We start from the raw sequence: 22,505 nt of genomic DNA, 5'->3' as shown, positions 1-22,505 counted from the left end.
GCCGGCCGACGCTGGCGAGGCGGACGGTGCTCTCGGTGCTCGCTGCACCCGTGGATGCGGCACCTGCGGATGCTGCGCTGACGGTTTCGGAGGCTGTCGTCACGCCCGCAGACACTACCGCCGCCACCCGACAGTGCGTGCAAGGCCCACACAGGATTCGGTCACGGCCCTGCCTCTCCGAGACTTCAGCGCCCCCGTTGAGAGCCGTCACCCGTGACGCATGCGTGCCTGTGCCGGGCGCCGAAACAAGTCCGGGCGTACCCGGGGAGTCACCCCGATCCGCGCGAAATCAGTTGTTACGTACCGAATTTCATCATCAGCCGAAATCTCTTGGGGACGCCTTGAATTCGGGGCAGTACACCGAGACGGCCGCGCGGGCGAGCCTTTCCCCGAATCCCCACTGGTCGGTCGCTACAACCGGGGTGCCCGCGTGCAGGCGGGCGCAGATGTCCTTGCCCTCGGCGATCAAGCGCTGCCCGTCCTCGGTGTCCTCGTAGCCGGGCGAGGCGACCGTCTGGTCGCCCAGGTGACTCAGGAAGAGCACATCGAGGTTGTCCGCGACCGCCTTGCCGCCGCCGAACATCGCGGCGAACAGGGCCAGCCCGGCCAACGCCGCGCTGAGAAATCCTCTGGTTTCACGCATGATCGACTCTCCTTCACGCATGGCCCAAGTTATCCGGTAGGAGGTCGGGCCTGCGTTCGGCCGTGCGGCGCAGCGATTGTTCGTGCCGCCACCCGGCGATCTTGGCATGGTTTCCGGACAACAGGATTTCGGGGACGTCGAGGCCGCGCCAGGACACCGGCCGGGTGTAGGAGGGGCCTTCCAGGAGACCGTCGGAGAACGAATCCTGTTCGTGGGATTGCTGATTGCCGAGGACGCCCGGGATCAGCCGGACGAACGCCTCGGTCATGACCAGCACGGCGGCCTCGCCGCCGATGAGCACGTAGTCGCCGATGCTGACCTCTTCGACACGCACCCGGCGCGCGGCATCGTCGAAGACACGCTGGTCGATGCCCTCGTAGCGACCGCAGGCGAACACGATGTGCTGTTCGGCGGACCACCGTTGCGCGGTCTCCTGCGTGAACGGGACGCCCGCCGGAGTCGGCACCACCAGCAGCGCGTCGTCCGGGCACACCTCGTCGAGGGCGTCGCCCCACACGGTCGGCTTCATGACCATGCCCGGCCCACCGCCGTAGGGGGTGTCGTCCACCGACTTGTGGACGTCGTGGGTCCAGCGGCGCAGGTCGTGCACCTCCACCTGGAGCAGACCCTTGTCGATCGCCTTGCCCAGCAAGGCCGCTCGCATCGGCTCGAGGTATTCGGGGAAGATCGTGACCACGTCGATTCGCACGCCGCTACTCCGGGTCCAGCAGGCCCTCGGGCGGGTCGATGACGATCAGGCCGTCGGCGACCGACACCGTGGGCACCATGGCGAGCACGAACGGCACCAGGATCTCCCGGCCCGCGGGCGGGAACGCGTCCCCGGCCTTGATCGAAAGCAGTTCTCCCGCAGCGGAATGCAGCACCTCGTTGACGGTGCCGACCTGGGTGCCGTCGCCGAGTTCGACGCGCAGGCCCTCGAGTTCGTGATCGTAGTACTCGTCCGGGTCCTGCGACGGCGGCAGATCCGCGGAGTCCACCACGAAGAGCATGCCCCGCAACGCATCCGCGGCCGTGCGGTCGGCGACGCCGTCCAGACGCAGGAGAAGCCGGCCCGAGTGCTCCCGGACCGACTCCACTTCGAATTCCTGCGTCCGCTCGGCGCGCGGCAGCTTCCCCTTCAGGACGCTGCCGGGCGCGAACCGCAGTTCCGGCTCGTCGGTGCGGACTTCTACGACGAGTTCGCCACGCACACCGTGTGACTTGGCGACCCGCCCGACGACCAGTTCCATCTACTGATCCGTGTCGACCACGTCGACGCGAATGCCCTTACCGCCGATCCCGGCGACCAGGGTGCGCAGGGCGGTCGCGGTACGACCGCCACGACCGATCACCTTGCCCAGATCATCCGGGTGCACATGCACCTCGACGGTCCGGCCACGTCGGCTGGTGATCAGCTCGACGTGGACGTCGTCGGGATTGGCGACGATGCCGCGCACCAGGTGCTCGACGGCATCGGCGACAACGGCGGACATTACTCGGCGGCTTCGGTGGTGGCCTCGGCCTCGGCCTCGGCGGCCTCGTCCTTCTTGGCGGCCTTCTTCTTCGGGGTGACGGCCTCGGCGACCGGCTCGTTCTCGGCGGCGGCCAGCGCGGCGTTGAACAGGTCCAGCTTGGACGGCTTCGGGGCCTTGGTCTTCAGGGTGCCCTCGGCGCCCGGCAGGCCCTTGAACTTCTGCCAGTCGCCGGTGATCTCCAGCAGACGCTTCACCGGCTCGGTCGGCTGCGCGCCGACACCCAGCCAGTACTGAGCGCGCTCCGAGTCGATCTCGATGAGCGACGGCTCTTCCTTCGGGTGGTACTTGCCGATGGACTCGATGGCGCGGCCGTCACGACGAGTACGGGCGTCGGCGATGACGACGCGGTACTGCGGGTTGCGGATCTTGCCCATACGGGTCAGCTTGATACGAACAGCCATGAGCTGATGCCTTTCAAATGGTTGGTCACGTCGCAATTCAGCAGCCCACACGAGGTGGACCCGGTTTTGCGTCAAGTGCTGTGACCGCCGCGCGGTACGGAACCGGAGACGGGCTGACACTGTCCTCGATGAGGACGGTCGTCCATTCTGCCAGAGCACCGGCGGCCCGGAGAAATCGCCCCGACCCGGCCCCGGAAACACCACAGCCCACCGGGTACGACCCCGATGGGCTGTGTATCACGAAGAGCCTACGGCTGAACCGGGCCGGGCCCGGAGCTCCCTGACGTCAGCAGCTTCACGATCAAACCGGCCAACACGCCAATGGCCAGGGTTTCGATAGACCCCACGGTCATCTCCTCATCGAGTCGAACAACAAACGTCTGAAGCATGACCGATTCACTTTGGTTGCGCAGCCGAATCGCCAGACCCGTTCGACCGGGCCCTCACCTGCGGTGCATACAGATCGTGGCGCCGGAGTGACGGATACGGTTACCGATTCCGAGGGAATGGGCGAGTCTTCCTCGGCACAGCTCGGCGGTTGCCGCCTCGACCGGGACCGGGGAGGGAGGCGACACCGTCTCCCCGGCCGCCGAATAGATCTCCCGGCGATACCCGGATTCGCCCAACCGGTAGCCGCAGAACTTGGCGGGTCGCCTCGAGCTCAGCGGTGGCTGGTGACCGGATCGCGGCGGTCGTAGACGCGGCCGCGTAATACCACCCAGGCGGGGGTGGTGAGCGCGGCCAGGTTCTCGCGTGGGTCTTCCTGGTACACAACGAAATCGGCGGGGGCGCCGGGTTCGATGCCCGGGCGGCCGAGCCAGGTGCGGGCGTGCCAGGACGAGGCGCCGAGGGCGTTGTGGGGGGTGAAGCCTGCGCCGGCGAGGGCGGCGATCTCGTCGGCGATGCGGCCGTGGCGGATGGAGCCGCCGGCGTCGGTGCCGGTGTAGATGGGGACGCCGGCCTCGTGGGCCTTGGCGACGGTGGCGCGCGAGCGGCGGTGCAGGTCTCGCATGTGGGCGGCGTAGACGGGGAATTTGGTTGCGCTGTCGGCGATCCCGGGGAAGGTGTCGATATTGACGAGGGTGGGGACGAGAGCGGTGCCGTGAGCGGCCATCAGGGCGATGGTGTCGTCGGTGAGCCCGGTGCCGTGCTCGATGCAGTCGATGCCGGCGTTCAGCAGGCCGGGCAGGGCGTCCTCGCCGAAGACGTGGGCGGTGACGCGGGCGCCCTCGCTGTGGGCGGCGTCGATGGCGGCCTTCAGGATGTCGTCGGACCACAGTGGGGCGAGGTCGCCGATCGCGCGGTCGATCCAATCGCCGACGATCTTGACCCACCCGTCGCCGCGGCGGGCCTGCTCGGCGACGATCTCGGGCAGGTCGCGCTCGTCGTCGAGTTCGATGCCGAGTTCACGGACGTAGCGCCGAGGGCGGGCGATGTGGCGGCCCGCGCGGATGATGCGCGGCAGATCCTCGCGCTCGTCGATGAAACGGGTGTCGATGGGCGAGCCCGCATCACGCAGCAGCAAGGCACCCGCGTCACGCTCGATCTCGGCCTGGGCGATCGCGCCCGCCGAATCCTCGTGTCCGCCACCGTATTTGATGCCGACATGGCAGTGGGCGTCGACCAGGCCGGGCACGATCCAGCCGGAGGCGTGCACGGTGTCGGCGTCGGGAATCGGCTCGGCGGAGATCCGGCCGTCGCGCACCCAGAGGTCGCGGACCTCGTCATCGGGTAGGACCACGCCGCGGAAATGCCACCGCATGCCGACCTCCTCGCCTGGGACGTATGTCTCGACACGAATCCGGGACCACTATCGCATCAGTCGTCGAGCACCGTGATATCGGTGCGCTCCCGGCAAAGCCCGCGAATGGCATCCAGCCCGGCCGCGATCACCGGATGCTCGGCACTGCCCCGCCGCACCGCGGACAGATGACGGCGGACCGGGACCGGATCGTCGTGCAGCGGAACGCGCACCACCGCCAGCTCCGGCGGCAGGAACGCGAGCCGGGGCACCAGACTCACCCCGAACCCGTGCGCCACCATGGCCGCCACGCCCGGGAAATCGACCGCCTGCCCGGCGATCCGGGGTGTGAACCCGGCGGCGGCGCAGGCAGCCGACACCACCAGGCGATGGGTGATGCGCGCACGCCCGGTGATCCACGGCTCGGTCGCCGCCTCGGTCAGGGCGACGCTGTCGCGCCCGGCGAGTGAATGGCCCACGGGCACAAGCAGATCCAACGGCTCGGCCAGTAGCGGGCGTTGTTCGAAACGCAAGTCGTCCGGCGCGGGGCTGCCGGGCGCGGGCAGCACTATCCCGATATCGCTGTCGCCGACCAGCAGGGTTTCGAAGCAGTGCGCGCTCTCGTCCTCGATAAGTTCCACGGTCAGCCCCGGATTCGCGTCCCGCAGCCGGGCGGCGGCCGGCGCCACCAGGGCCGCGAGGGCCGTCGGCATCGCACTGATCCGCAGCACCCCCGCGATGCCCGCCCGGTGTGCCGCCAGCTCTGCCCGCGCGCTCTCCGCCTGTGCCACAAGCAGATCCGCGTGCCGCAGCAGCGCGTGGCCCGCCGCCGTCAACTGCACCCTGCGCCCCACCTGCTCGAGCAGTTCGACATCCAGCTCCCTGGCCAGACCACGCAGCTGCTGCGACACCGTGGACGGCGTCAGATGCAGCGCCGCCGCGACCGCGGTCACCGTGCCGTGCTCACGCAATACCCGCAGGGTCTGCAACCGAGGATCGATCATGTGGCAATTCCGAACGATTCGCTACGAAAACTTTCGATGGACCGAGACTACCGCCCCCGCGAAGACTGGCCCCCTGACCGAATCGGACCGACAGTGTCACCACTGCGGCTGGCCCACAGCCCAACCCTTCCAAGTCCTTTCGCGCCACCGCACCTCCGAGGGCATCGTCAGCTACACCCGCTGCGCCTGTGGCGTCCTGCGCATGCACCTGTCCCCGCGGCCTTCAAAATTTGAAGAACGTGAGTTTCAGTACCCGTTTACGATCGGGTCACACATCACTTCGCTGGAGGCCCATCCATGTCATTGTTGTTCGCCCGCAATCGAATCCGCCTGACGGTCGCAGCGCTCGCGATCGGTGCGACCGTCACCGCGGTCGGCGCCACCGCACAGGCCGCGCCCGTCTCCCTCGACCAGCCGTCCCCGGACACCACCGCCGCCCCTGTAGCGACCAGTTCGGGGTCCAGCGCCTTCGGAGTCGATTGGGATCCGGGCATGATCACCGCCTCGGCCGCGGCACCCATCTCGATCGTGGCCGTGATCCTCTGCAGTATCGGGTTGAGCACCGGCAGCACCAAGGTCACGCCCGGCAACGACAACCCCTGCCTGCCGATCTGACCTCACCGCCGGTCCCTGGCCGCCGCCGGAACCTGTGGCCCGCGGCGGCCCGGCCCGCCGATCACGGCCGGCCGAAATCACCCAGCAGGCTCGACAGGTCGTGCCGGACCGGCAGCCCGTGCCCGGGAACCAGAATCCCGGCCTCCAGCGTGCAGAGCGCGCGGGCGCTGGCGAGCGTCCCCGCCTCATCGTGGTTGAACACGCTCGGAAGAAGTTGCAGACCGGTCCCGAGCGCGAGGGGGTGACCGGTGACCAGGGCGTCGCCGGAGAACAGCACCCCCTCGGACGGCATCAGATACGCGGTGTGACCGTTGGTGTGACCGGGCGTCGGCACCTCCACGAAACCGCCGGGCAGCGCCGCCAGGGTGTCGGCGTCGGCGGCTTGGGCCGTCGGTACGGTCATCCCGATGTGACCGACGCAGGCGCGCAGGGTCTGCGCCACCCAGACCGCCCCGCGCCGAGTCCGCAACTGCCGCACCATGTCCACGGGCGTGATCTGCTGCAGGTAATCCCGTTTGGCGTGCCGGACCTCCTCGGCGCCGGTGTAGACCGGCACGCCCAGGCGTTCGACCAGGGTCGGAATCGCACCGATGTGATCGAGGTGCGCATGCGTCAGCAGGACCGCGGCGATATCGCCGAGCTCGTGCCCGATCTGGCGCACCGAGCTCAGCAGCGACCCGGTGTCGGCGGGATATCCGGCGTCCACGACGGTCACACCGCGCTCGTCACTGACCAACGCCCAGTTGACGTTCGTGCCCGCGACGACGTAGACGGAATCGGAAACCTGGTCGATTTTCACGTACCTGTCCTCAGTGTTGGATTCGGTGGTCGATCACGGCTGGATTCGGTGGTCGATCACGCCGATGCCGTCGATCTCCAGGCGCAGTTCGTCGCCGGGAGCCAGCCATCGGCCCACTTCCATACCGCTGCCCCCGGGCAGGGTGCCGGTGGCCAGCAGCTCACCGGGATACAGCTGCTCGGAGCGCGAGACATGCGCGATGGCCTCACCGAGCGAGAAGCGCATCCCCCCGGTCCCGGTGCGGGACACCGTTTCCCCATTGATCGCCACCGTGGCCGTGAGCCGATCGAGGCGGTCGGCCACCGCCGCACCGGCGACCGCCGTTCCGGACATCGAGCTGACGAAATGTTTGGACTTCTGCGGGCCGAAACCCGACCGCATTTCGGCCAATTGCACATCCCGCGCCGAGAAGTCGTTGACGACCACCACCGCCGCGATCGCGGCCAGTGCCTGCTCCGGCGAGGCGTCGCGCAGCGGAGCGCCCAGCACCACCCCGAGTTCGAGCTCGAAATCCAGTGCGCGACTGTAGGCGGGCGGCGCGATCGGGACACCCGAGGGCACGATGGTCAACGCATTGGACAGGTAGTAGATGGGCTGGGCGTACCAGAGCCGGTGCGGCCGGTAGGCCGGGAACGTCCGGCGGGTCAGCGTCTCGAACGCCTGCCCGAGCCGGTATCCGGCGGGCAGGAACCGGCGGGCCATCCCGCGCGCGGCGTCGACGGCATGCTTCTCGTAGAGCATGAAGTCCCGGAACGAGGCCGGGCACACCGGCAGTACCGTGGCCCCGTCGGCGAGGTCCAGGCGCTCGTAGCGGGCCAGCTCGAACTCCTCGGTCCAGGCCGACGGCACGAGATCGGCCGCACCGCCATCGGATTCGCCGACCGTCGTCCACCCGCCACCGGTGTCGACCTGGCGGAGGATACGCCGACGGCCGCGGTCGAGGGTGCGGCGCAGGCGCGGGAACGGAGTGGGTTCGGTCATCGCATCACCGGTTCTGCCGCGTCGGAGGACACCAAGTGGTCACGCAGGAACCGTACCGATAATTCCGACCACTGCACGGCATGACCCATGGCGCAGTGGTCGTCGTTCGCGTACAGGACCAGTTGGGCATTGGGGGCACCGATGGCGATGTCGATCGAATCCCGGGTGCTGATCAGGGTGTCGTTGGCGCCGTTGACCACCAGCAGCGGAATCTCGATGCGCCGGTAGTGGTTTTCCAGGGACATGCCGCGCAACCTGCGGGACAGATCCGCGAGATTGGTCGCGCCGGTGGCATGGCGCAGCGTGGACACGATGACCTCCGGCACGCCGAGGGAGCCGCCCGGGCCGAAGGAGTGGTGAGCCGGAGCGCCATTGGCGACCGCCACCCGCAGCCGGGGCTCGACCGCCGCCATCCGCGTCGCCCAGTACGCCCCGAAGCTGAAGCCCAGCATGCCGATTCGATCGGCGTCCACCCGCGGATCGGCGGCCAGCACGTCGAGCACGGTCGAGTAGACGCGCTCCGCGGCCGGGGACAAGGGTTCGCGGTAGGAGTACGTGCCGGGCATCTCCATGATGAAGAACCCCACACCCGCATGGCGATTCGCCAGCAGCGGGAGCGTCACCTCCGCCAGCGTGCCCTCGAGCCCATTGGCGACGAGCACCAGCGGCACGGTCGTGACACCCTGCGGGAGGATGAGGTAACCGCGCACCGCGTCCCCGTCGCCGAGCGGGATCCGCACCGATTCGATGGTCACCCCCATCGTGGGAGCCAGTGCGGTGAGCAGGATTTCGGTCAGCCGGTGCGACCGTTCGTAGGCTTCCAGCCGACGCGGGCTCCAGCCCGGCCAGGCGGCGACGAACTCGTACACCATCGCCTTGATCAGAGCGTCCAGTGCGATCGCGGCGTCGGCGGCCTCGGGGTTGGCGGTGCGGAAATGGTGCACCGCATCGGGATTCGCGATCGGACCGCGGTCGGCGAGAATCGTCACGGCCGGTGCCAGCAGCTTGCCGAGTTCATCCGAGGCGACCGTGGCGGTGGGATCGAACAGTTCCGGGGTCGCGGGGCCGCCGAGGCGGGCGAGCGCGGTATCGGCGCGCTCCAGGTGCTGCCGGGCGAAGCTCTGCCAGTAACCGGCCCAGCGACCGTCCTCGAAGGAGCGACATCCGGCCAGCTGGGCGCGGAATTCCGCGCCCGGCATCCCGCCCAGATGGGTGAACCGGTCGGCGAACAGCGCGGGAAGAAATGGGGCGGGACCGAATCGGCGGGTCATCCGTTCGGTGGTGTGGGTGAGCGCGCATGCGCTGATGAAGATCCGCTCGGCGAGTTCCGGCAACGACGTCATTGGAGAGCCTTCCATCCAGCTGCCTTGGTAACGCAGAAATATCTGCCTTAGTAGAGGATAGAGAGACCGGCATCACAAAAGCAATAACTTCTGCTTTAGCATGTTGGAGTGACGACCAGCAACGAGGACCGCGACACGACAGCCGACGCGCCACAGCGCCGACCGGGCGGGCGCTCGGCACGGGTGAAGGAGGCCGTCCACCGGGCCGTCCTCGACGCGGTCGCCGAACACGGGGTCGACCAGATCGGCATCCCCGACATCGCCCGCCGCGCCGGAGTCCGCGACAGCTCCCTCTACCGCCGCTGGGGCACGCGCGAAAACCTCGTCCTGGACGCCCTGCTCGGCTACAGCGAGCAGGTCCTGCCGACCCCCGACACCGGCACCCTGCGCGGCGACCTGACGGCCTTCGCCACCGAACTGGCCGCCTACCTCGCCACTCCCCTGGGCCACGGCGTGGCCCGGGCCCTGGCGTATGTCACCGACACCGAATCCATCACCGAGGCGCGACACGCCTTCTGGGCCGAGCGCTATCGCCTCGTGGAACCGATCCTCGCCCGCGCCGCCGAGCGCGGCGAACTCCCGCCCGGCACCGACGCGCGCATGGCCCTCGAACTGCTCATCGCACCGATCCACTTCCGCGCCATGCTCACCCGCGAACCCGCCGACGCCGACTACCTCGACCGTCTGGCCCGATACGTGACCCGAGCCCTCGGACCCGATCCCACGCACGACTGAGCACCCACCCGCATCACCCCGGGCCGGGAAAGCACGATGACCATTGGCCCGGAACGCAATTCGGCCCCGCCCGGGTGGGGCGGGGCCGAATCAGGTTCGCGCGGATCAGTTCTTGGGGAACTTCAGCTTCGAGAGGTCGAAACCGTCCAGGCCCGGCGGGAGTTCGTTGAGACCGGCGGGGAGGTTGGAGAGGTCGGGCATACCGGCGGGCATACCGCCCGGGAGCCCGGGCATGCCGGGGAAGCCGCCGCGCACCTTCGGCGGGGTCGGGCCGCGCCCGCCCTTCTTGCCCTTCTTGCCCTTCTTGACGTTCTTGCCGCCACGGCCCGCGCCGGGCAGGCCGAACTGCCGGGACATCGCGCCCATCATCTTCCTGGCCTCGAAGAACCGGTCGACCAGCTGATTGACGTCGGATACCGAGACGCCCGAGCCGTTGGCGATGCGCAGGCGGCGGGAGGCGTTGATGATCTTGGGGTTGGCGCGCTCGGCGGGGGTCATGCCGCGGATGATGGCCTGCACCCGGTCGAGCTGCTTGTCGTCGACCTGGGCCAGCACGTCCTTCATCTGCCCCGCGCCGGGCAGCATGCCCAGCAGGTTGCCGATCGGGCCCATCTTGCGGATGGCCAGCATCTGCTCGAGGAAGTCCTCGAGGGTGAGCTCACCCGAGCCGATCTTGCGGGCGGCCTCCTCGGCCTGCTTGGCGTCGTAGACCTGTTCGGCCTGCTCGATCAGGGTGAGCAGGTCACCCATGCCGAGGATGCGGCTGGCCATGCGGTCGGGGTGGAAGACGTCGAAGTCCTCGAGCTTCTCGCCGGTGGAGGCGAAAAGGATGGGCTGGCCGGTGATTTCACGCACCGACAGCGCCGCACCACCACGGGCGTCGCCGTCGAGCTTGGTGAGCACGACACCGGTGAAGCCGACGCCGTCGCGGAACGCCTCGGCTGTGGCGACCGCGTCCTGACCGATCATGGCGTCGAGGACGAACAGGGTCTCGTCGGGGTTGACGGCGTCGCGGATGCCCGCGGCCTGCCGCATGAGCTCCTCGTCGATGCCGAGGCGACCGGCGGTGTCGACGATGACCACGTCGTACTGCTTGGCCTTCGCCTCTTCGATACCGGCGCGCGCCACATCGATCGGGTCGGAGGCCGAGACGCCCAGCGGGTTCTCGCCGCCGCCGATGGAGGTGCCGGGATGCGGCGCGAAGACCGGCACCCCGGCCCGCTCGCCGACCACCTGCAGCTGGGTGACCGCGCCGGGACGCTGGAGGTCACAGGCCACCAGCAGCGGCGTATGTCCCTGTCCCTTCAGCCATTTGGCGAGCTTGCCCGCGAGGGTGGTCTTACCGGCACCCTGCAGACCGGCCAGCATGATGACGGTCGGCGGGTTCTTGGCCAGCCGCACCCGCCGGGTCTCGCCGCCGAGGATATTGATGAGTTCCTCGTTGACGATCTTGACGACCTGCTGCGCCGGATTCAGGGCGGCGGAGACCTCGGAGCCCTTGGCCCGCTCCTTGATCTTGGCGATGAAGCCGCGGACCACGGGCAGCGCCACGTCGGCTTCGAGCAGCGCCAGCCGGATCTCACGGGCGGTCGCGTCGATGTCCGCCGGCGACAGGCGTCCCTTGCCACGCAGATCCTTGAGGGCACCGGCCAACCGGTCGGAAAGGGATTCGAACACCGATGCTCCTGATCTCGAGGGACGTCACTCGAGATACCAGGGTAGTGGGATCCGCGTGATGCCGTTGCGCCAGGCTCGGACCTGCGCGAACGAGGCGGCGCACCAAGCGGTTCCAGGGGCTATTCCAGCGACCGTGGGCGCGGGCCGGGCCGGCGCAGATCGTGGTTCTCGATGGCGACCATGCCGACCGCCTCGCGGGCGGTGAGGCCCAGTTCGAGGGCCAGCCCGTCGAGCAACGCCCATTCGGCGTCGGAGGGCCCCTGGTCGGCGACGGTGGACGCGATGGTCATCGCGGTCACCGCCTGCTGGCCGCTCAGGGTGCGCCCCGGCAGCCAGGAGACCACCCAGCGATCACCGCCGACGCAGCGGGCGATGTGTGCGGTCAAATCGCTGGTCATCATCGACGCGGATACGACTTCGATTGCCACCGACCTGCTCCCCTCATGCTCGCGACAGCTTGGGATCTCCGGATCGACCTTGCACGCGAATATTAGGGTGTGACTCCGATCACTCGATCGGTATTACAGCAAATCTCCTGCAACATTCTGATTAACCGGCAGACATGCGGTTTGCCAGTTGATCCCGGTTCCTGGCGAATAATGGGGAAACGGCTGGAAGATCCGATTCAGCTGTCCGATTCGAGAGGTTTCTTCGGTTGTTGCGGCGGCACCACCGCCAGCACCGCCGCCTCGATATCCGCGCGCCGCCCCGGCGTGTCGGTATCGCCCAGATCCAGGCAGAACGAGTCGATGACCGCCGAACCCATGGTCACCACCTTCGCCCAGCAGACATTCACCCCGGCCTCGGCCAGCGCCGCGGCCAACCGGCTCAGCAACCCGATACGATCCTCGGCACGCAATTCCAGCAGCACCCGGCCCGGATCGGCGGTCTCGTGCCAGAACACCCGCGGCCGTGCCTGCGCGAACGGCCTCGGCTGGGCGCCGCCCGCATCGCGCTCCTTGCGGGCCAGCACCGAGGCAAGATCCAGATCGCCGTTGATGGCGCGAATCAGTTCCTGACGCAGCAGGCCCGGGTCCGGCGGATCACCGAAACGCGGTGCCACGACGAAGGTATCGATGGCCGAGGCGCCCACACTGGCGAGTTCGGCCGACAGCACCCGCAGCGAGTGCACTGCCAGCACGCCCGCCGCATCGGAGAGCAGACCCGGATTGTCGGGCGCGACCACGGTGACCACATGGTGGAAGCGGCCCTCCCCCGGCTTCAGATCCACGTGCACGCCACCGGATTCCGCGCGGGCGCGCAGCTCGTCGGGAATCGGGGTGGGCTCGGGCAGGGCGTCGCCCGCCATGGCCGTGCGGCAGTTGCGCACGAGATCGCCGATGAGCGAGGCCTTCCAGTCGTTCCACACGCCGGGCCCGGTGGCCAGCGCGTCGGCCTCGGCCAGGGCGTGCAGCAGCTCCAGCAGCTGCGGGTCACCGTCGAGGGCGTCGATCACCATCTTCACGGTGTCGGAATCGGTGATGTCGCGCCGCGTGGCCGTGTCGGGCAGCAGCAGGTGGTGGCGCACCACACCCGCGAGCGTCTGCACGTCGGAAGGCCACAGCCCCAGGCGATTTCCGATGGAGACGGCCAGCTCCGCACCGACCACGCTGTGATCCTCGGTGCGGCCCTTGCCGATATCGTGCAGCAGCGCGCCCAGCAGCAGCAGGTCCGGGCGGGCGACCCGGGTGGACAGCGCCCCGGCCCGGGCGACGGTCTCCATGAGGTGACGGTCCACGGTCCAGGTGTGCATGGCATCGCGCGGCGGCAGGTCGCGCACCACGCCCCATTCCGGAAAGAGCCTGCCCCACAGGCCCGTCCGGTCCAGCGCCTCCACGGCGTCGACGGCGCCGCGGCCCGTGCCCAGCAGGACCAGTAGGTCGTTGAGGGCTTCCTTGGGCCACGGCTCGCGTAGCTCGGGCGCGTCCTCGCCGAGCCGGTTGAGCGTGGTCGCCGACATCGGCAGCCCGGTCTGCGCCGAGGCCGCGGCCACCCGCAGGATCAGCCCGGGATCGCGCTGCGGCCGGGCATCGCGGGCGAGCACCACCTCCCCGGAGTGTTCGACCACCCCCTCATCGAGTGGTCGGCGCACCGGGGCGCGACGCAAGCGCGCGAGCCCGCGCCGAGGCAGCGCGTTCCCCGCGGTCCGCAGCCCGACGTCGGTGGAGTAGCTCACCGTGCGGGCCGCATCACTGAGCGTGCGGGCCAGATCGAAGCGATCCCCGATGCGCAGGGCCGCCCCGATCTCGTCGGCGTCCTGGGCCCGCAACTGGTCGCGGGCCCGGCCCGCCACCCGGTGCAGCTCGGTGCGGACATCCAGCAGGCGGCGATGCGCCTGCTGCAACCCGCCACCGGGCACATCCGGACCGAGCCCCGGCATGGCGTCGGTCAGTTGTGCGATGGCGAGTGCGTCCAGCAGCTGGATATCCCGCAGCCCGCCGCGCCCGTTCTTGATATCGGGCTCGGCGCGGTGCGCGACGTCTCCGCTTCTGCGCCAGCGGGTTTGGGCCTGTTCGATCAGGGCGTCGAAGCGGGACCGGATTCCGGCGCGCCAGTCCCGGCGCACGCCGCTGATGAGCAGGTTGCTCAGACCGTCGTCGCCCACGATGTGCCGGGCCTCGAGCATGCCGAGGGCGGCGGTGAGATCGTCGGCGGCCACGCGCAGCGCCTGCGGGACGGTGCGCACGCTGTGATCGAGCTTGATGTGGGCGTCCCACAGCGGATACCAGAGCTGATCGGCGACCTCGGCGACCCGCTGCGGGTCGACGTCGTCGTAGAGCAGCACCAGATCCAGATCGGAGTAGGGCAGCATTTCCCGGCGGCCCAGTCCGCCCACGGCGACGAGGGCGAGCCCGCTGTCGGCGGTGATGCCGACCTCGTGGCCCTTGGTGGTCAGCCACAGCTCGTAGAGATCCACCAGCGCTTCCCGCAGCGCCTCGGGGTCCAGACGGGCCGAGCGGCCGTTGGCGCTGTGCTCCGCGAGCAGTTGGTTGCGGGCCCGGACCAGGTCCGAGGCTCCGTCGGAAACCTTCTCACCCTCGGTCTTGTCGTCGCGTTCCTGCTGGAAACCCACACCAACCAACCCCTCTGAATTCAGTTTGTCGCCGCACATGGGGGCGGCCCCGCCGCCGCCGGTTCGACACCGACGGTGGCCGGGGCCGCCACTGGTTCCGCTGCTCGGGTTACCGCTTACAGAGCGTCGGAACCGCGTTCGCCGGTGCGCACCCGGATGATGGCGTCGACCGGGGTCACCCAGACCTTGCCGTCACCGATCTTGCCGGTGCGGGCCGCCTCCACGATGACCTCGACGACCTTGTCGACGGAGGCGTCGTCCACGACCACCTCGACCCGAACCTTCGGGACGAAGTCGACGGAGTACTCGGCACCGCGGTAGACCTCGGTGTGGCCCTTCTGACGGCCGTAACCCTGAACCTCGCTGACGGTCATGCCGAGCACGCCCGCCTGCTCCAGGCCGGTCTTCACGTCCTCCAGGGTGAACGGCTTCACGATCGCAGTGATCAGTTTCATTTTCGTCATGCCTCCTTGACGGCGGCGGTGCGCGCCGCACCACCCACAGCAGCGAAATCGTATGCCGTTTCAGCGTGATCCGACTCGTCCATGCCCACGAACTCGTCTTCCTCCGTAGCGCGGAGGCCGATCGTGAACTTGATGGCGAACGCGATGATCAGCGTCACGATGAACGAGAAGGCAAGCACCACACCGGCTCCCACGGCCTGACGCCACAGCTGGTTGAAACCGCCGCCGTAGAACAGACCCGTGACACCGGCCGGCGCCTCCTTGGTGGCCACCAGGCCGACCATCAGGGTGCCGATGATACCGCCGACCAGGTGGACGCCCACCACGTCGAGCGAGTCGTCGAAGCCCAGCTTGAACTTGAGGCCGACGGCCAGGGCACAGGCCACGCCGGCGACCGCGCCGATGGCCAGCGCGCCCAGGACGTTCACCGAGGAGCAGGACGGGGTGATGGCGACCAGACCCGCGACGATGCCGGACGCGGCGCCCAGCGAGGTGGCGTGACCGTCACGCAGCTTCTCCACGAGCAGCCAGCCGAGCATGGCGGAGCAGGTGGCGAAGGTGGTGGTCAGGAAGGTGGAACCCGCGGTGCCGTTGGAGGACAGCGCCGAACCGGCGTTGAATCCGAACCAGCCGAACCACAGCAGACCGGCGCCGAGCATGACGAAGGGCAGGTTGTGCGGACGCATCGGGGTCTTCGGCCAGCCCTTGCGCTTGCCCAGGACGAGGCAGAGGGCCAGGCCCGCGGCACCGGCGTTGATGTGGACCGCGGTACCACCGGCGAAGTCGATCACGTGCAGCTTGTTGGCGATCCAGCCGCCCTCGTGAATGACATTGCCGTCGGAGTCGGTGGCGTTGAAGTCGAAGACCCAGTGCGCGACCGGGAAGTAGACGATCGTGGCCCAGACCGCGGCGAACAGCGCCCAGGCGCCGAACTTCAGGCGGTCCGCGACCGCGCCCGAGATCAGGGCGACGGTAATGATCGCGAACATCAGCTGGAACGCCACGAACACGGTCATCGGAATGTGGGTGTTACCGGCCAGCGGGATCCCGACGACCTTGGTCGGATCGGAATCCGCGACCGAGTCGGGACCGATCAGGCCCTTGAGCCCGAAGAACTGCTTCGGATTGCCGATCAGTCCGAACTTGTTGTTGCCGAACGATGCCGAGAATCCGAAGATTGCCCATAGCACGCCGACGATGCCCATGGCACTGATGCTCATCATGATCATGTTGAGCACGTTCTTGCTACGGACCATGCCGCCGTAGAAGAACGCGAGCCCCGGGGTCATCAAAAGCACCAATGCCGAACTCGCCAACATCCAGGCTGTGTCGCCGGTGTTCGGCAAATCAACGATGGGGTACGCCACCTTTGTCCTCCTCATCTCTGGCCCCGCAGCAACCTGCGAATAAGCCTGCAATGAGATTCACCAGTCGGTGTTTCAGCCGTGATCCTGCGGCGTTTCGCCTAGGTGAACGGGTGAGCTTGCAGTGTTGCGGTCGCGTTTCCGAAACCGCACCGCTGTTACGGCGACCGGGTGAGGATGATGTTGATTTCGATATCGATGCAGTTCAGTAGCGGTTAACCGAGCAGGGCGTCGACGAAGGCGCCCGGTTCGAAGGGCGCGAGGTCGTCGGCACCCTCTCCCAAACCGACCAGTTTGACTGGAACGCCCAGCTCATGCTGCACCTGGAAGACGATGCCGCCCTTGGCGGTTCCGTCCAGCTTGGTCAGCGCGACACCGGTGATGTCCACGACGTCGGCGAAGACCCGCGCCTGCATCAGGCCGTTCTGGCCGACCGTGGAGTCGAGCACCAGGATGACCTCGTCCACCGCGGCCTTCTTCTCCACCACCCGCTTGACCTTGCCCAGCTCGTCCATCAGGCCGGTCTTGGTGTGCAGGCGACCGGCGGTGTCGATGAGCACCACGTCCACACCGCGATCGATACCGGCCGACACCGCGTCGAAAGCGACGGCCGCGGGATCCGCGCCCTCCTTGCCGCGCACGGTCTCCGCGCCCACGCGCTCACCCCAGGTCTGCAGCTGATCGGCGGCCGCGGCGCGGAAAGTGTCGGCCGCGCCCAGCAGCACGCGACGGCCGTCGGCCACCAGCACGCGCGCCAGTTTGCCGGTGGTGGTGGTCTTTCCGGTGCCGTTCACACCCACCACCAGCAGGATCGACGGGTGATCGGCGTGCGGTAGGGCACGGATGGAGCGATCCAGCTCGGGTCGCAGCGCGTCGACGAGCACCTCGCGCAGCAGGGCGCGCGCATCGCCGGCGGTGCGGATGCTGCGGGCGGCCATCTCCTGGCGCAGCCGATCCACGATGGCGGCGGTACTTGCGGTGCCCAGGTCGGCCATGACCAGGGTGTCCTCGATCTCCTCCCAGGAGTCCTCGTCCAGATCACCACCGCCCAGCAGGCCGAGCAGCGACTTGCCGACCGCGTTCTGGGAGCGGGAAAGGCGACCGCGCAGCCGGGTCAGCCGGCCCGCGGTGGGCTCGATCTCGGCGATCGCCGGGGCGGCGGCCTCGGCGGGGGGCGCGGTTTCGGGTGCGGCAGGCGCGCCCGCGTGCGCCGCGATGGCGGCCTCGGCGGCAGCGGCCACCTCCGCGGCGGCGACGGCGGCCTCGGCGGCCTCTTCGGCGGCGGCCTCTTCCGAGGCTGGGTGCTCGACGACATCCCCGGCGGCGGTGCCGGCCGCGGTCTCACCGGCCTGCTCGGCGGCCTCGACAGCCGCGGCTCGGGCGCTGTCCTCGGCGTTCTCGGGCGACTGTGCAGCCGCGTCGGCAGCCTCGGCGGCCAGGGCGGATTCGGTGGCGACGGGCTCGGCGGGCGTGACGGGCTCGGCGGGCGTGACGGGCTCAGTGGGCGTGACGGGCTCGGCGGCCGGAGCGAGCTCGGGGCCCTGGACCGGTTCGGGGAGGCGGACATTGGTGATGCTGCGCCTGGCGGCGTCGCGCGGGACGGCGGCGTCGTCGCCGACGTGCGGCTGACCCTCGTCGTCGGTGCGCTCGGGCGGGAGCGGCAGCGGCTTGGGTTTGGCGGCGGGCGCCTGCTCGCGCTCGGCGGTGCCGCTGCCCTGGCTGAAGTTGAATCCGCTCGAGGCCTGATATCCGCCCGACCGGTCGGTCACCTCCTTGGTCTCGGTGACCTCCGGGGTCAGCGAGATCCGGCGGCGCTTGTTCAGGGCGTAGCCGGCAACCAGCGCCACGAGCAGCACCACCGCGATCGCGGCGATGAGAATCCACAGTTCAGCAGTCGTCACGCCCCCATCCTTTCAGAGGCACTTGCATTGCCGGATTCACCTACCTACCGACGCGTCGGAGGGCAGTGTCGTCTATCACACAGCTGTGCCGTGCGATGCGGAGACACGCCGGGGTGGGGCCTGGAAATCCCAGCAACTACCAACCGGTCTGCTCGAGAACGTGCCACAGTGCGGAAGGAGCGGCGAATGCGACACCGAGACAATAGGATCGGCGACGTGACCGATCGAAATGTGCTTGGGGGACCGCTGGAGGAGTGTGGCACCGATCCTCTCACCGGCTTCTACCGGGACGGATGCTGCAGCACCGGTCCCGAGGATTTGGGCAGCCACACCGTCTGCACCGTGGTGACGGCGGAATTCCTAGAGCACCAGAAGTCGATCGGCAACGACCTCGTCACTCCGCGGCCCGAGAACAACTTCCCGGGCCTGCAACCGGGCGACAGGTGGTGCGTGGTGGCCGTGCGCTGGCTGCACGCCCACGAGGACGGGGTGGCCGCGCCGGTGGTGCTGGCGGCCACCCACGAGAATGCCCTCGAGGTGGTGCCCATGGAAACCCTGCGCAAGTACGCCGTCGACGTCCCCGACGACGTCAGCGACCTGCTCTGAGACCCTGCCGCAGTCGGCTCATCCGCCGGTGTGCAGCCCGTTGTCGCTACCCCTGCGCAGCAATGCCTCTGTGGCGCTGCGCAATTCGACGCGGGCCGCGCACAGCTGCGGGTCGGAGGCGAAGGCCACGCGGTCGGCGCCGGCCTGCAGGGGGCCATGGAGGACCTGCAGGGTGATGGAGCCGGCGACGGCGCCGAAGAACAGGGCGATCAGGGCGGGACGCTCACCGGCCAGGGTGAGGGCGAGCGCGGCCTGACCGCCGAACACGGCCGCGGTGGCGGCCGAGAGCACCAGCGAGTGGGTCATGTCGGCGCGCAGCGCCTCGCCCTCGTCGTAGGCGTCCACCACGGCGATGCCCAGGCCGAGCACCACCAGGTCGGCCGCGATCACCGACAGCATGGCCGTGCGCGGCAGGACGTTGAGCCCCAACAGGATCAGGGCCGCGCTGAGCCCGAGCAGCAGCGCGCCGATGGTGAGCAGGCCCGCCGCCGACCGCCGCGAATCCTCGGACCATTCGGCGTGCTGCCCCAGCATCCCGAGCATGGTGCCGAGCAGCGCCAGCAGGGTGAGCGCGCCGAGCAGGTACCCGGCGGGCAGGAAGCCGCCCGCGGCGGGCATGGCCAGCATGGCGCACAGCGGCAGCAGCCCGAGCCGCCACCAGCGGTCCACGCGCTCGACTGCGCCGAGGGGCAGCAGCCGCACGAAGACTCCACTGAAGGCCAGCACCGGCGCGCACACCAGCACGATCCGGGGACCGTCGAACCAGGAGTTGCCGCCGGCCATCCGATCCGCCACCACGGCCGCGGCGAATGCCAGCAACCCGATGGCAGCCCTGCGTAACAACGGCTTTCGCGGATCCCGCGCCAGTAGATACAAACCGAGCCACCATGCGACACCGAACGTCGCGGCCGACACCCAAACCACGCAGGGAGCGTACTGCTCCATCGGCCCGTTGGGGGTCCATACGAAGAGGCCAAATATGGCCTTCTACCAGTATTTTTCGCCTCCACACCCGTCTCGTCACACCTTCGCATCCGTTCGGACACACCCAGGTCACGAAGTGCCCCAACGGCTTTCGGGGAGGGGTCGATCAGGGCTCATTGGGGGGTGGCGTGGCGGCGGCGATGCGCCTTCTGACGGCAGGCGGCGGAGCAGTATCGGGCCGGGCGGCCGGTGCCGGGCGGGTGAATCGGGGCCGCGCAGATCGGGCAGTGGGGTGTTTCGTCACGCGCCATGGTTTCGTCACGCTGCGCGGGCGGGTTCCGGAGTTTCGCTACGGTGCCCGACACGGGCCGGGCACGCATGGAGTCCAGGACCAGGGCGGCGGGGCGGGACAGTTCGCGACCCGGGCTGAGGCGTTGGATGGCAACACATCCCGTGAACAGCGCCAGCACGTCGGAGAGCGCGAGGTCCGGGCGGACCGCACCCGCGCGCTGCGCGGCGACCAGCAGATCGTCGAGGGCGGTGTGGAAGCGGGCGCCCGCGTCCTGCACCAGTTCGCGGGGCCAGCCGTCATTGCCGGCCAGGTCACAGACGGCCTGGTTGCGATGGGACGAGACGATGACCTCGGTACAGAAGGAGAAGAAGGCCCGGCCCGGTTCGGGCGCGTCCCGCAGGCGGTGCGCGAGAGCGGTGAGGCGGTCGATGCGCTGCTGCATGACCGCTTCCAGCAGTGCGGTTTTGGTGGGGAAATGCCGGTAGACGGTGCCCGCGCCGACGCCCGCGCGGCGGGCCACCTCGGCCAGCGACACCGCGACGCCGCCCTCGGCGAGGGCCCGCTGCGCCGCGGCCAGCACCAGGGCGCGATTGCGGCGCGCGTCCGACCGGGTGTTCAGGGCGGGCTTGTCGCGAGGCAGGGCCGGCTCTGTGTAGGACAGGGTGGGCGCGGACATTTCGTTACGCGGGTCCTTTCCGGTGGTGGTCAATGGAAACGGGCGGTCCTAGCGTCCGTATTCGGGTCGACCGACCCGAATACTACCGAACGAACGGGTGACCATGTCTTCTCGTAATGATCTGGTGCTGGTGACCGGGGCGACCGGCAAGCAGGGCGGGGCCACCACGCGCCGGCTGCTCGCCTCCGGCCGGGCGGTCCGGGTACTGGTGCGTGATCCGGAATCGCCTGCGGCACAGGAACTCGCGGTGGCGGGCGCACAACTGGCCGTCGGGGACTTCGACGCTCCCGAGTCCCTCGCCCCGGCGCTGTCCGGCGTGGGCGCGGCCTTCCTGGTGCCGCCCGCGACCTTCGGCCCGAACGGCTGGGACACCGAATTGGAGGTCGAGCGCGGCACGCGGTTCATCGCGGCGGCACGCGCCGCCGGGGTGGAGTTCATCGTGTTCACCACTGTCGCCTCCTACACCGAGGACGGCAGGTGGGGTGCGCAGGGCAAGCGGCGGGTGGAGGAGGCGTTGCAGTCCAGTGGTCTGCACTGGACGATCCTGCGCCCGGCCCGCTTCATGGAGAACTACCTCATGCAGGGCTTCCCGGTGGACGGCATCAACGATGGTGTACACAAGCATCTGTTCCCGGCGGACCGGCCGGTGCAGTCCATCGCCCTCGACGATATCGCCGTGTTCGCCCAGCTGGCCTTCGAGGATCCGGCCCGATTCCACGGCCAGGTCCTGGAATTGGCCGGTGACGATCCGACCATGCCCGCCGCGGCCGCTGCCATCACGGCCGCCACCGGGCACGCGGTGCGCTACCTGGAGGGCACCGAGGCCGAGGCCGAGGCCATGGGACCCGAGGTCGGAGCGGTCTGGCGCCTGTCGCGGCAGGGCCAGGGCTGGCACGCCGACATTCCCGCGCTGCGCGAAATCCATCCCGGCTTGCGGACTTTCGACATGTGGCTGGCCGAAACCGGTGCGGCACGGCTGAAGTCGCTGCTGGACGGGTGAGAACCGCGGGCGAGGAGGACCGGAGCCTCCTCGCCCGCGGTCAGGGGACTCGGTAGGTCACTGCAGGGCGCCGTTGTAGTCCGGCAGCTTGAAGGTCTTCAGGGCGTGGCCGCCGGACAGGTCGGAGGCGCTGTTGCCGATATTGGCGACGATGGTGTAGCCCTGGGCCTCGATGGAGGCGCGAGTGGCGGTCTTGTAGTCGGCGAGGGCGCCCGCGCCGCTGGATCCGGTGGTGAGGCCGCCGCCGTAGAGCCCGTCCACCGGGTAGCCGACGGTGGTCAGGTTGATCTGGGTGTAGACGTTCATGAGCGCGGGCCGGCCGGTGACGAAGATGATGGACGCGCCTTGGCTTTTCGCCCACTGCGCCAGCTTCAGGATCGGCTGGATGGCCGCAGTGATCGGGCCCGGATGGTAGGTAGTCTCGAGCACGGTGTTGTCGACGTCGAAGACGATGGCGGGCTTGGTGGTTCCGGGCAGCGCGGTGGTGAGGTAGGTCTGCGCGTCGGCGGCGATCGGGGTGATGTCGCCGATCCACTGGCTGTAGGGCGGCAGGTTGCTGTTGCTGCCGCCGGAACCGGACAGAGAGCCGGTGCCCGAGCCCGAGGCCGATCCGGATCCGAGTGCGGAGGATCCGGAGTCGGCCAGGGCGACCGGGAGCGGGGCGACCAGGCCGGCGGCGATGCCGGCGGCCAGTACTGCGATGGAGCGTCTCATGGGGCCGGACGCTAACG

General features: G+C 69.1%; 23 protein-coding genes. 4 read left to right on the top strand and 19 right to left on the bottom strand.

The genetic code is table 11. The annotated features are described in order from the left end of the window. Window positions 1-316: 316 nt before the first annotated feature. The 7 genes from ACQP1O_RS10015 to ACQP1O_RS09985 all read right to left on the bottom strand — a co-directional run bounded on the left by ACQP1O_RS10015 (window position 317) and on the right by ACQP1O_RS09985 (window position 5,324). Window positions 317-643 carry a DUF732 domain-containing protein gene (locus tag ACQP1O_RS10015; RefSeq protein WP_433565549.1) on the bottom strand — a complete coding sequence of 109 codons (327 nt, stop codon included), beginning with the start codon at window positions 641-643 and terminating at the stop codon, window positions 317-319. A gap of 13 nt (window positions 644-656) precedes the next feature. Then, a complete protein-coding gene (gene trmD / locus ACQP1O_RS10010; RefSeq protein ID WP_433565548.1) occupies window positions 657-1,352 on the bottom strand; it encodes a tRNA (guanosine(37)-N1)-methyltransferase TrmD in 696 nt (231 codons plus the stop codon). Between the two features lie 4 nt (window positions 1,353-1,356). Further along, a complete protein-coding gene (rimM, locus tag ACQP1O_RS10005; RefSeq protein WP_433565547.1) occupies window positions 1,357-1,893 on the bottom strand; it encodes a ribosome maturation factor RimM in 537 nt (178 codons plus the stop codon). After that, window positions 1,894-2,136 (bottom strand): RNA-binding protein, encoded by a 243-nt coding sequence (locus ACQP1O_RS10000; protein ID WP_029930032.1) that lies wholly within the window; start codon window positions 2,134-2,136, stop codon window positions 1,894-1,896. It abuts the gene before it with no gap. Continuing rightward, on the bottom strand, window positions 2,136-2,579 hold the full coding sequence (rpsP, locus tag ACQP1O_RS09995) for a 30S ribosomal protein S16 (RefSeq protein WP_433565546.1): 444 nt from the start codon (window positions 2,577-2,579) through the stop codon (window positions 2,136-2,138). Before rpsP ends, ACQP1O_RS10000 begins: the two co-directional genes overlap by 1 nt. A 661-nt stretch (window positions 2,580-3,240) precedes the next feature. Further along, on the bottom strand, window positions 3,241-4,341 hold the full coding sequence (locus ACQP1O_RS09990; RefSeq protein WP_433565545.1) for an amidohydrolase family protein: 1,101 nt from the start codon (window positions 4,339-4,341) through the stop codon (window positions 3,241-3,243). A 56-nt stretch (window positions 4,342-4,397) separates the two neighbouring features. Next, window positions 4,398-5,324, bottom strand: a complete 927-nt coding sequence (locus ACQP1O_RS09985) for a LysR family transcriptional regulator (protein ID WP_433565544.1) — start codon at window positions 5,322-5,324, stop codon at window positions 4,398-4,400. A 297-nt stretch (window positions 5,325-5,621) separates the two neighbouring features. Between ACQP1O_RS09985 and ACQP1O_RS09980 the strand changes: the two genes are divergently transcribed. Further along, a complete protein-coding gene (locus ACQP1O_RS09980; RefSeq protein ID WP_433565543.1) occupies window positions 5,622-5,939 on the top strand; it encodes a hypothetical protein in 318 nt (105 codons plus the stop codon). 61 nt (window positions 5,940-6,000) lie between these two features. Here the strand turns inward: ACQP1O_RS09980 and ACQP1O_RS09975 are convergent, their stop codons facing one another. The 3 genes from ACQP1O_RS09975 to ACQP1O_RS09965 are packed head-to-tail and all read right to left on the bottom strand — an operon-like array spanning window position 6,001 to window position 9,062. Continuing rightward, on the bottom strand, window positions 6,001-6,738 hold the full coding sequence (locus ACQP1O_RS09975; protein ID WP_433565542.1) for an MBL fold metallo-hydrolase: 738 nt from the start codon (window positions 6,736-6,738) through the stop codon (window positions 6,001-6,003). A gap of 33 nt (window positions 6,739-6,771) precedes the next feature. Beyond that, window positions 6,772-7,719 (bottom strand): fumarylacetoacetate hydrolase family protein, encoded by a 948-nt coding sequence (locus tag ACQP1O_RS09970; RefSeq protein WP_433565541.1) that lies wholly within the window; start codon window positions 7,717-7,719, stop codon window positions 6,772-6,774. After that, window positions 7,716-9,062 carry an alpha/beta hydrolase family protein gene (locus ACQP1O_RS09965; protein WP_433565540.1) on the bottom strand — a complete coding sequence of 449 codons (1,347 nt, stop codon included), beginning with the start codon at window positions 9,060-9,062 and terminating at the stop codon, window positions 7,716-7,718. Before ACQP1O_RS09965 ends, ACQP1O_RS09970 begins: the two co-directional genes overlap by 4 nt. A 108-nt stretch (window positions 9,063-9,170) precedes the next feature. On the opposite strand from ACQP1O_RS09965, the gene ACQP1O_RS09960 reads away from it, so the two are divergent. After that, window positions 9,171-9,797, top strand: a complete 627-nt coding sequence (locus ACQP1O_RS09960; RefSeq protein ID WP_433565539.1) for a TetR/AcrR family transcriptional regulator — start codon at window positions 9,171-9,173, stop codon at window positions 9,795-9,797. Window positions 9,798-9,902: 105 nt separating this feature from the next. Here the strand turns inward: ACQP1O_RS09960 and ffh are convergent, their stop codons facing one another. The 6 genes from ffh to ftsY form a co-directional block, all read right to left on the bottom strand. Next, a complete protein-coding gene (gene ffh / locus ACQP1O_RS09955) occupies window positions 9,903-11,474 on the bottom strand; it encodes a signal recognition particle protein (protein WP_433565538.1) in 1,572 nt (523 codons plus the stop codon). A 119-nt stretch (window positions 11,475-11,593) separates the two neighbouring features. After that, window positions 11,594-11,902: a hypothetical protein gene (locus ACQP1O_RS09950; RefSeq protein ID WP_433565537.1), complete on the bottom strand. Its 309-nt coding sequence runs from the start codon at window positions 11,900-11,902 to the stop codon at window positions 11,594-11,596. A gap of 197 nt (window positions 11,903-12,099) precedes the next feature. Next, window positions 12,100-14,586 carry a [protein-PII] uridylyltransferase gene (locus ACQP1O_RS09945; protein WP_433565536.1) on the bottom strand — a complete coding sequence of 829 codons (2,487 nt, stop codon included), beginning with the start codon at window positions 14,584-14,586 and terminating at the stop codon, window positions 12,100-12,102. 77 nt (window positions 14,587-14,663) lie between these two features. Next, window positions 14,664-15,002, bottom strand: a complete 339-nt coding sequence (locus ACQP1O_RS09940) for a P-II family nitrogen regulator (protein WP_364630550.1) — start codon at window positions 15,000-15,002, stop codon at window positions 14,664-14,666. Window positions 15,003-15,007: 5 nt separating this feature from the next. Continuing rightward, window positions 15,008-16,393 carry an ammonium transporter gene (locus tag ACQP1O_RS09935; RefSeq protein WP_433565535.1) on the bottom strand — a complete coding sequence of 462 codons (1,386 nt, stop codon included), beginning with the start codon at window positions 16,391-16,393 and terminating at the stop codon, window positions 15,008-15,010. Between the two features lie 197 nt (window positions 16,394-16,590). Further along, entirely contained in the window at window positions 16,591-18,276 is a 1,686-nt protein-coding gene (gene ftsY, locus ACQP1O_RS09930; RefSeq protein WP_433565534.1) for a signal recognition particle-docking protein FtsY, read from the bottom strand. A 216-nt stretch (window positions 18,277-18,492) separates the two neighbouring features. Between ftsY and ACQP1O_RS09925 the strand changes: the two genes are divergently transcribed. Beyond that, window positions 18,493-18,882, top strand: a complete 390-nt coding sequence (locus tag ACQP1O_RS09925) for a DUF2237 family protein (protein WP_326357779.1) — start codon at window positions 18,493-18,495, stop codon at window positions 18,880-18,882. Between the two features lie 18 nt (window positions 18,883-18,900). Here the strand turns inward: ACQP1O_RS09925 and ACQP1O_RS09920 are convergent, their stop codons facing one another. Then, the gene (locus ACQP1O_RS09920) at window positions 18,901-19,806 is read right to left on the bottom strand and encodes a hypothetical protein (RefSeq protein ID WP_433565533.1); all 906 of its coding nucleotides are present in this window, start codon (window positions 19,804-19,806) and stop codon (window positions 18,901-18,903) included. 173 nt (window positions 19,807-19,979) lie between these two features. Beyond that, window positions 19,980-20,774, bottom strand: a complete 795-nt coding sequence (locus ACQP1O_RS09915; protein ID WP_433565532.1) for a TetR/AcrR family transcriptional regulator — start codon at window positions 20,772-20,774, stop codon at window positions 19,980-19,982. Window positions 20,775-20,877: 103 nt separating this feature from the next. Between ACQP1O_RS09915 and ACQP1O_RS09910 the strand changes: the two genes are divergently transcribed. Further along, window positions 20,878-21,774, top strand: a complete 897-nt coding sequence (locus tag ACQP1O_RS09910; protein WP_433565531.1) for an NmrA/HSCARG family protein — start codon at window positions 20,878-20,880, stop codon at window positions 21,772-21,774. 57 nt (window positions 21,775-21,831) lie between these two features. On the opposite strand, the gene ACQP1O_RS09905 is transcribed toward ACQP1O_RS09910, so the two are convergent. Then, complete coding sequence (locus ACQP1O_RS09905; protein WP_433565530.1) at window positions 21,832-22,488, bottom strand: HAD family acid phosphatase; 657 nt, start codon at window positions 22,486-22,488, stop codon at window positions 21,832-21,834. Between the last annotated feature and the right edge of the window lie 17 nt (window positions 22,489-22,505).

It is taken from the genome of Nocardia sp. CA-151230, assembly GCF_050942175.1.
Lineage (GTDB): Bacteria > Actinomycetota > Actinomycetes > Mycobacteriales > Mycobacteriaceae > Nocardia.
The sequence above is the reverse complement of the archived record's forward strand: the minus strand, read 5'-3'. Positions and strand labels throughout refer to the sequence as shown.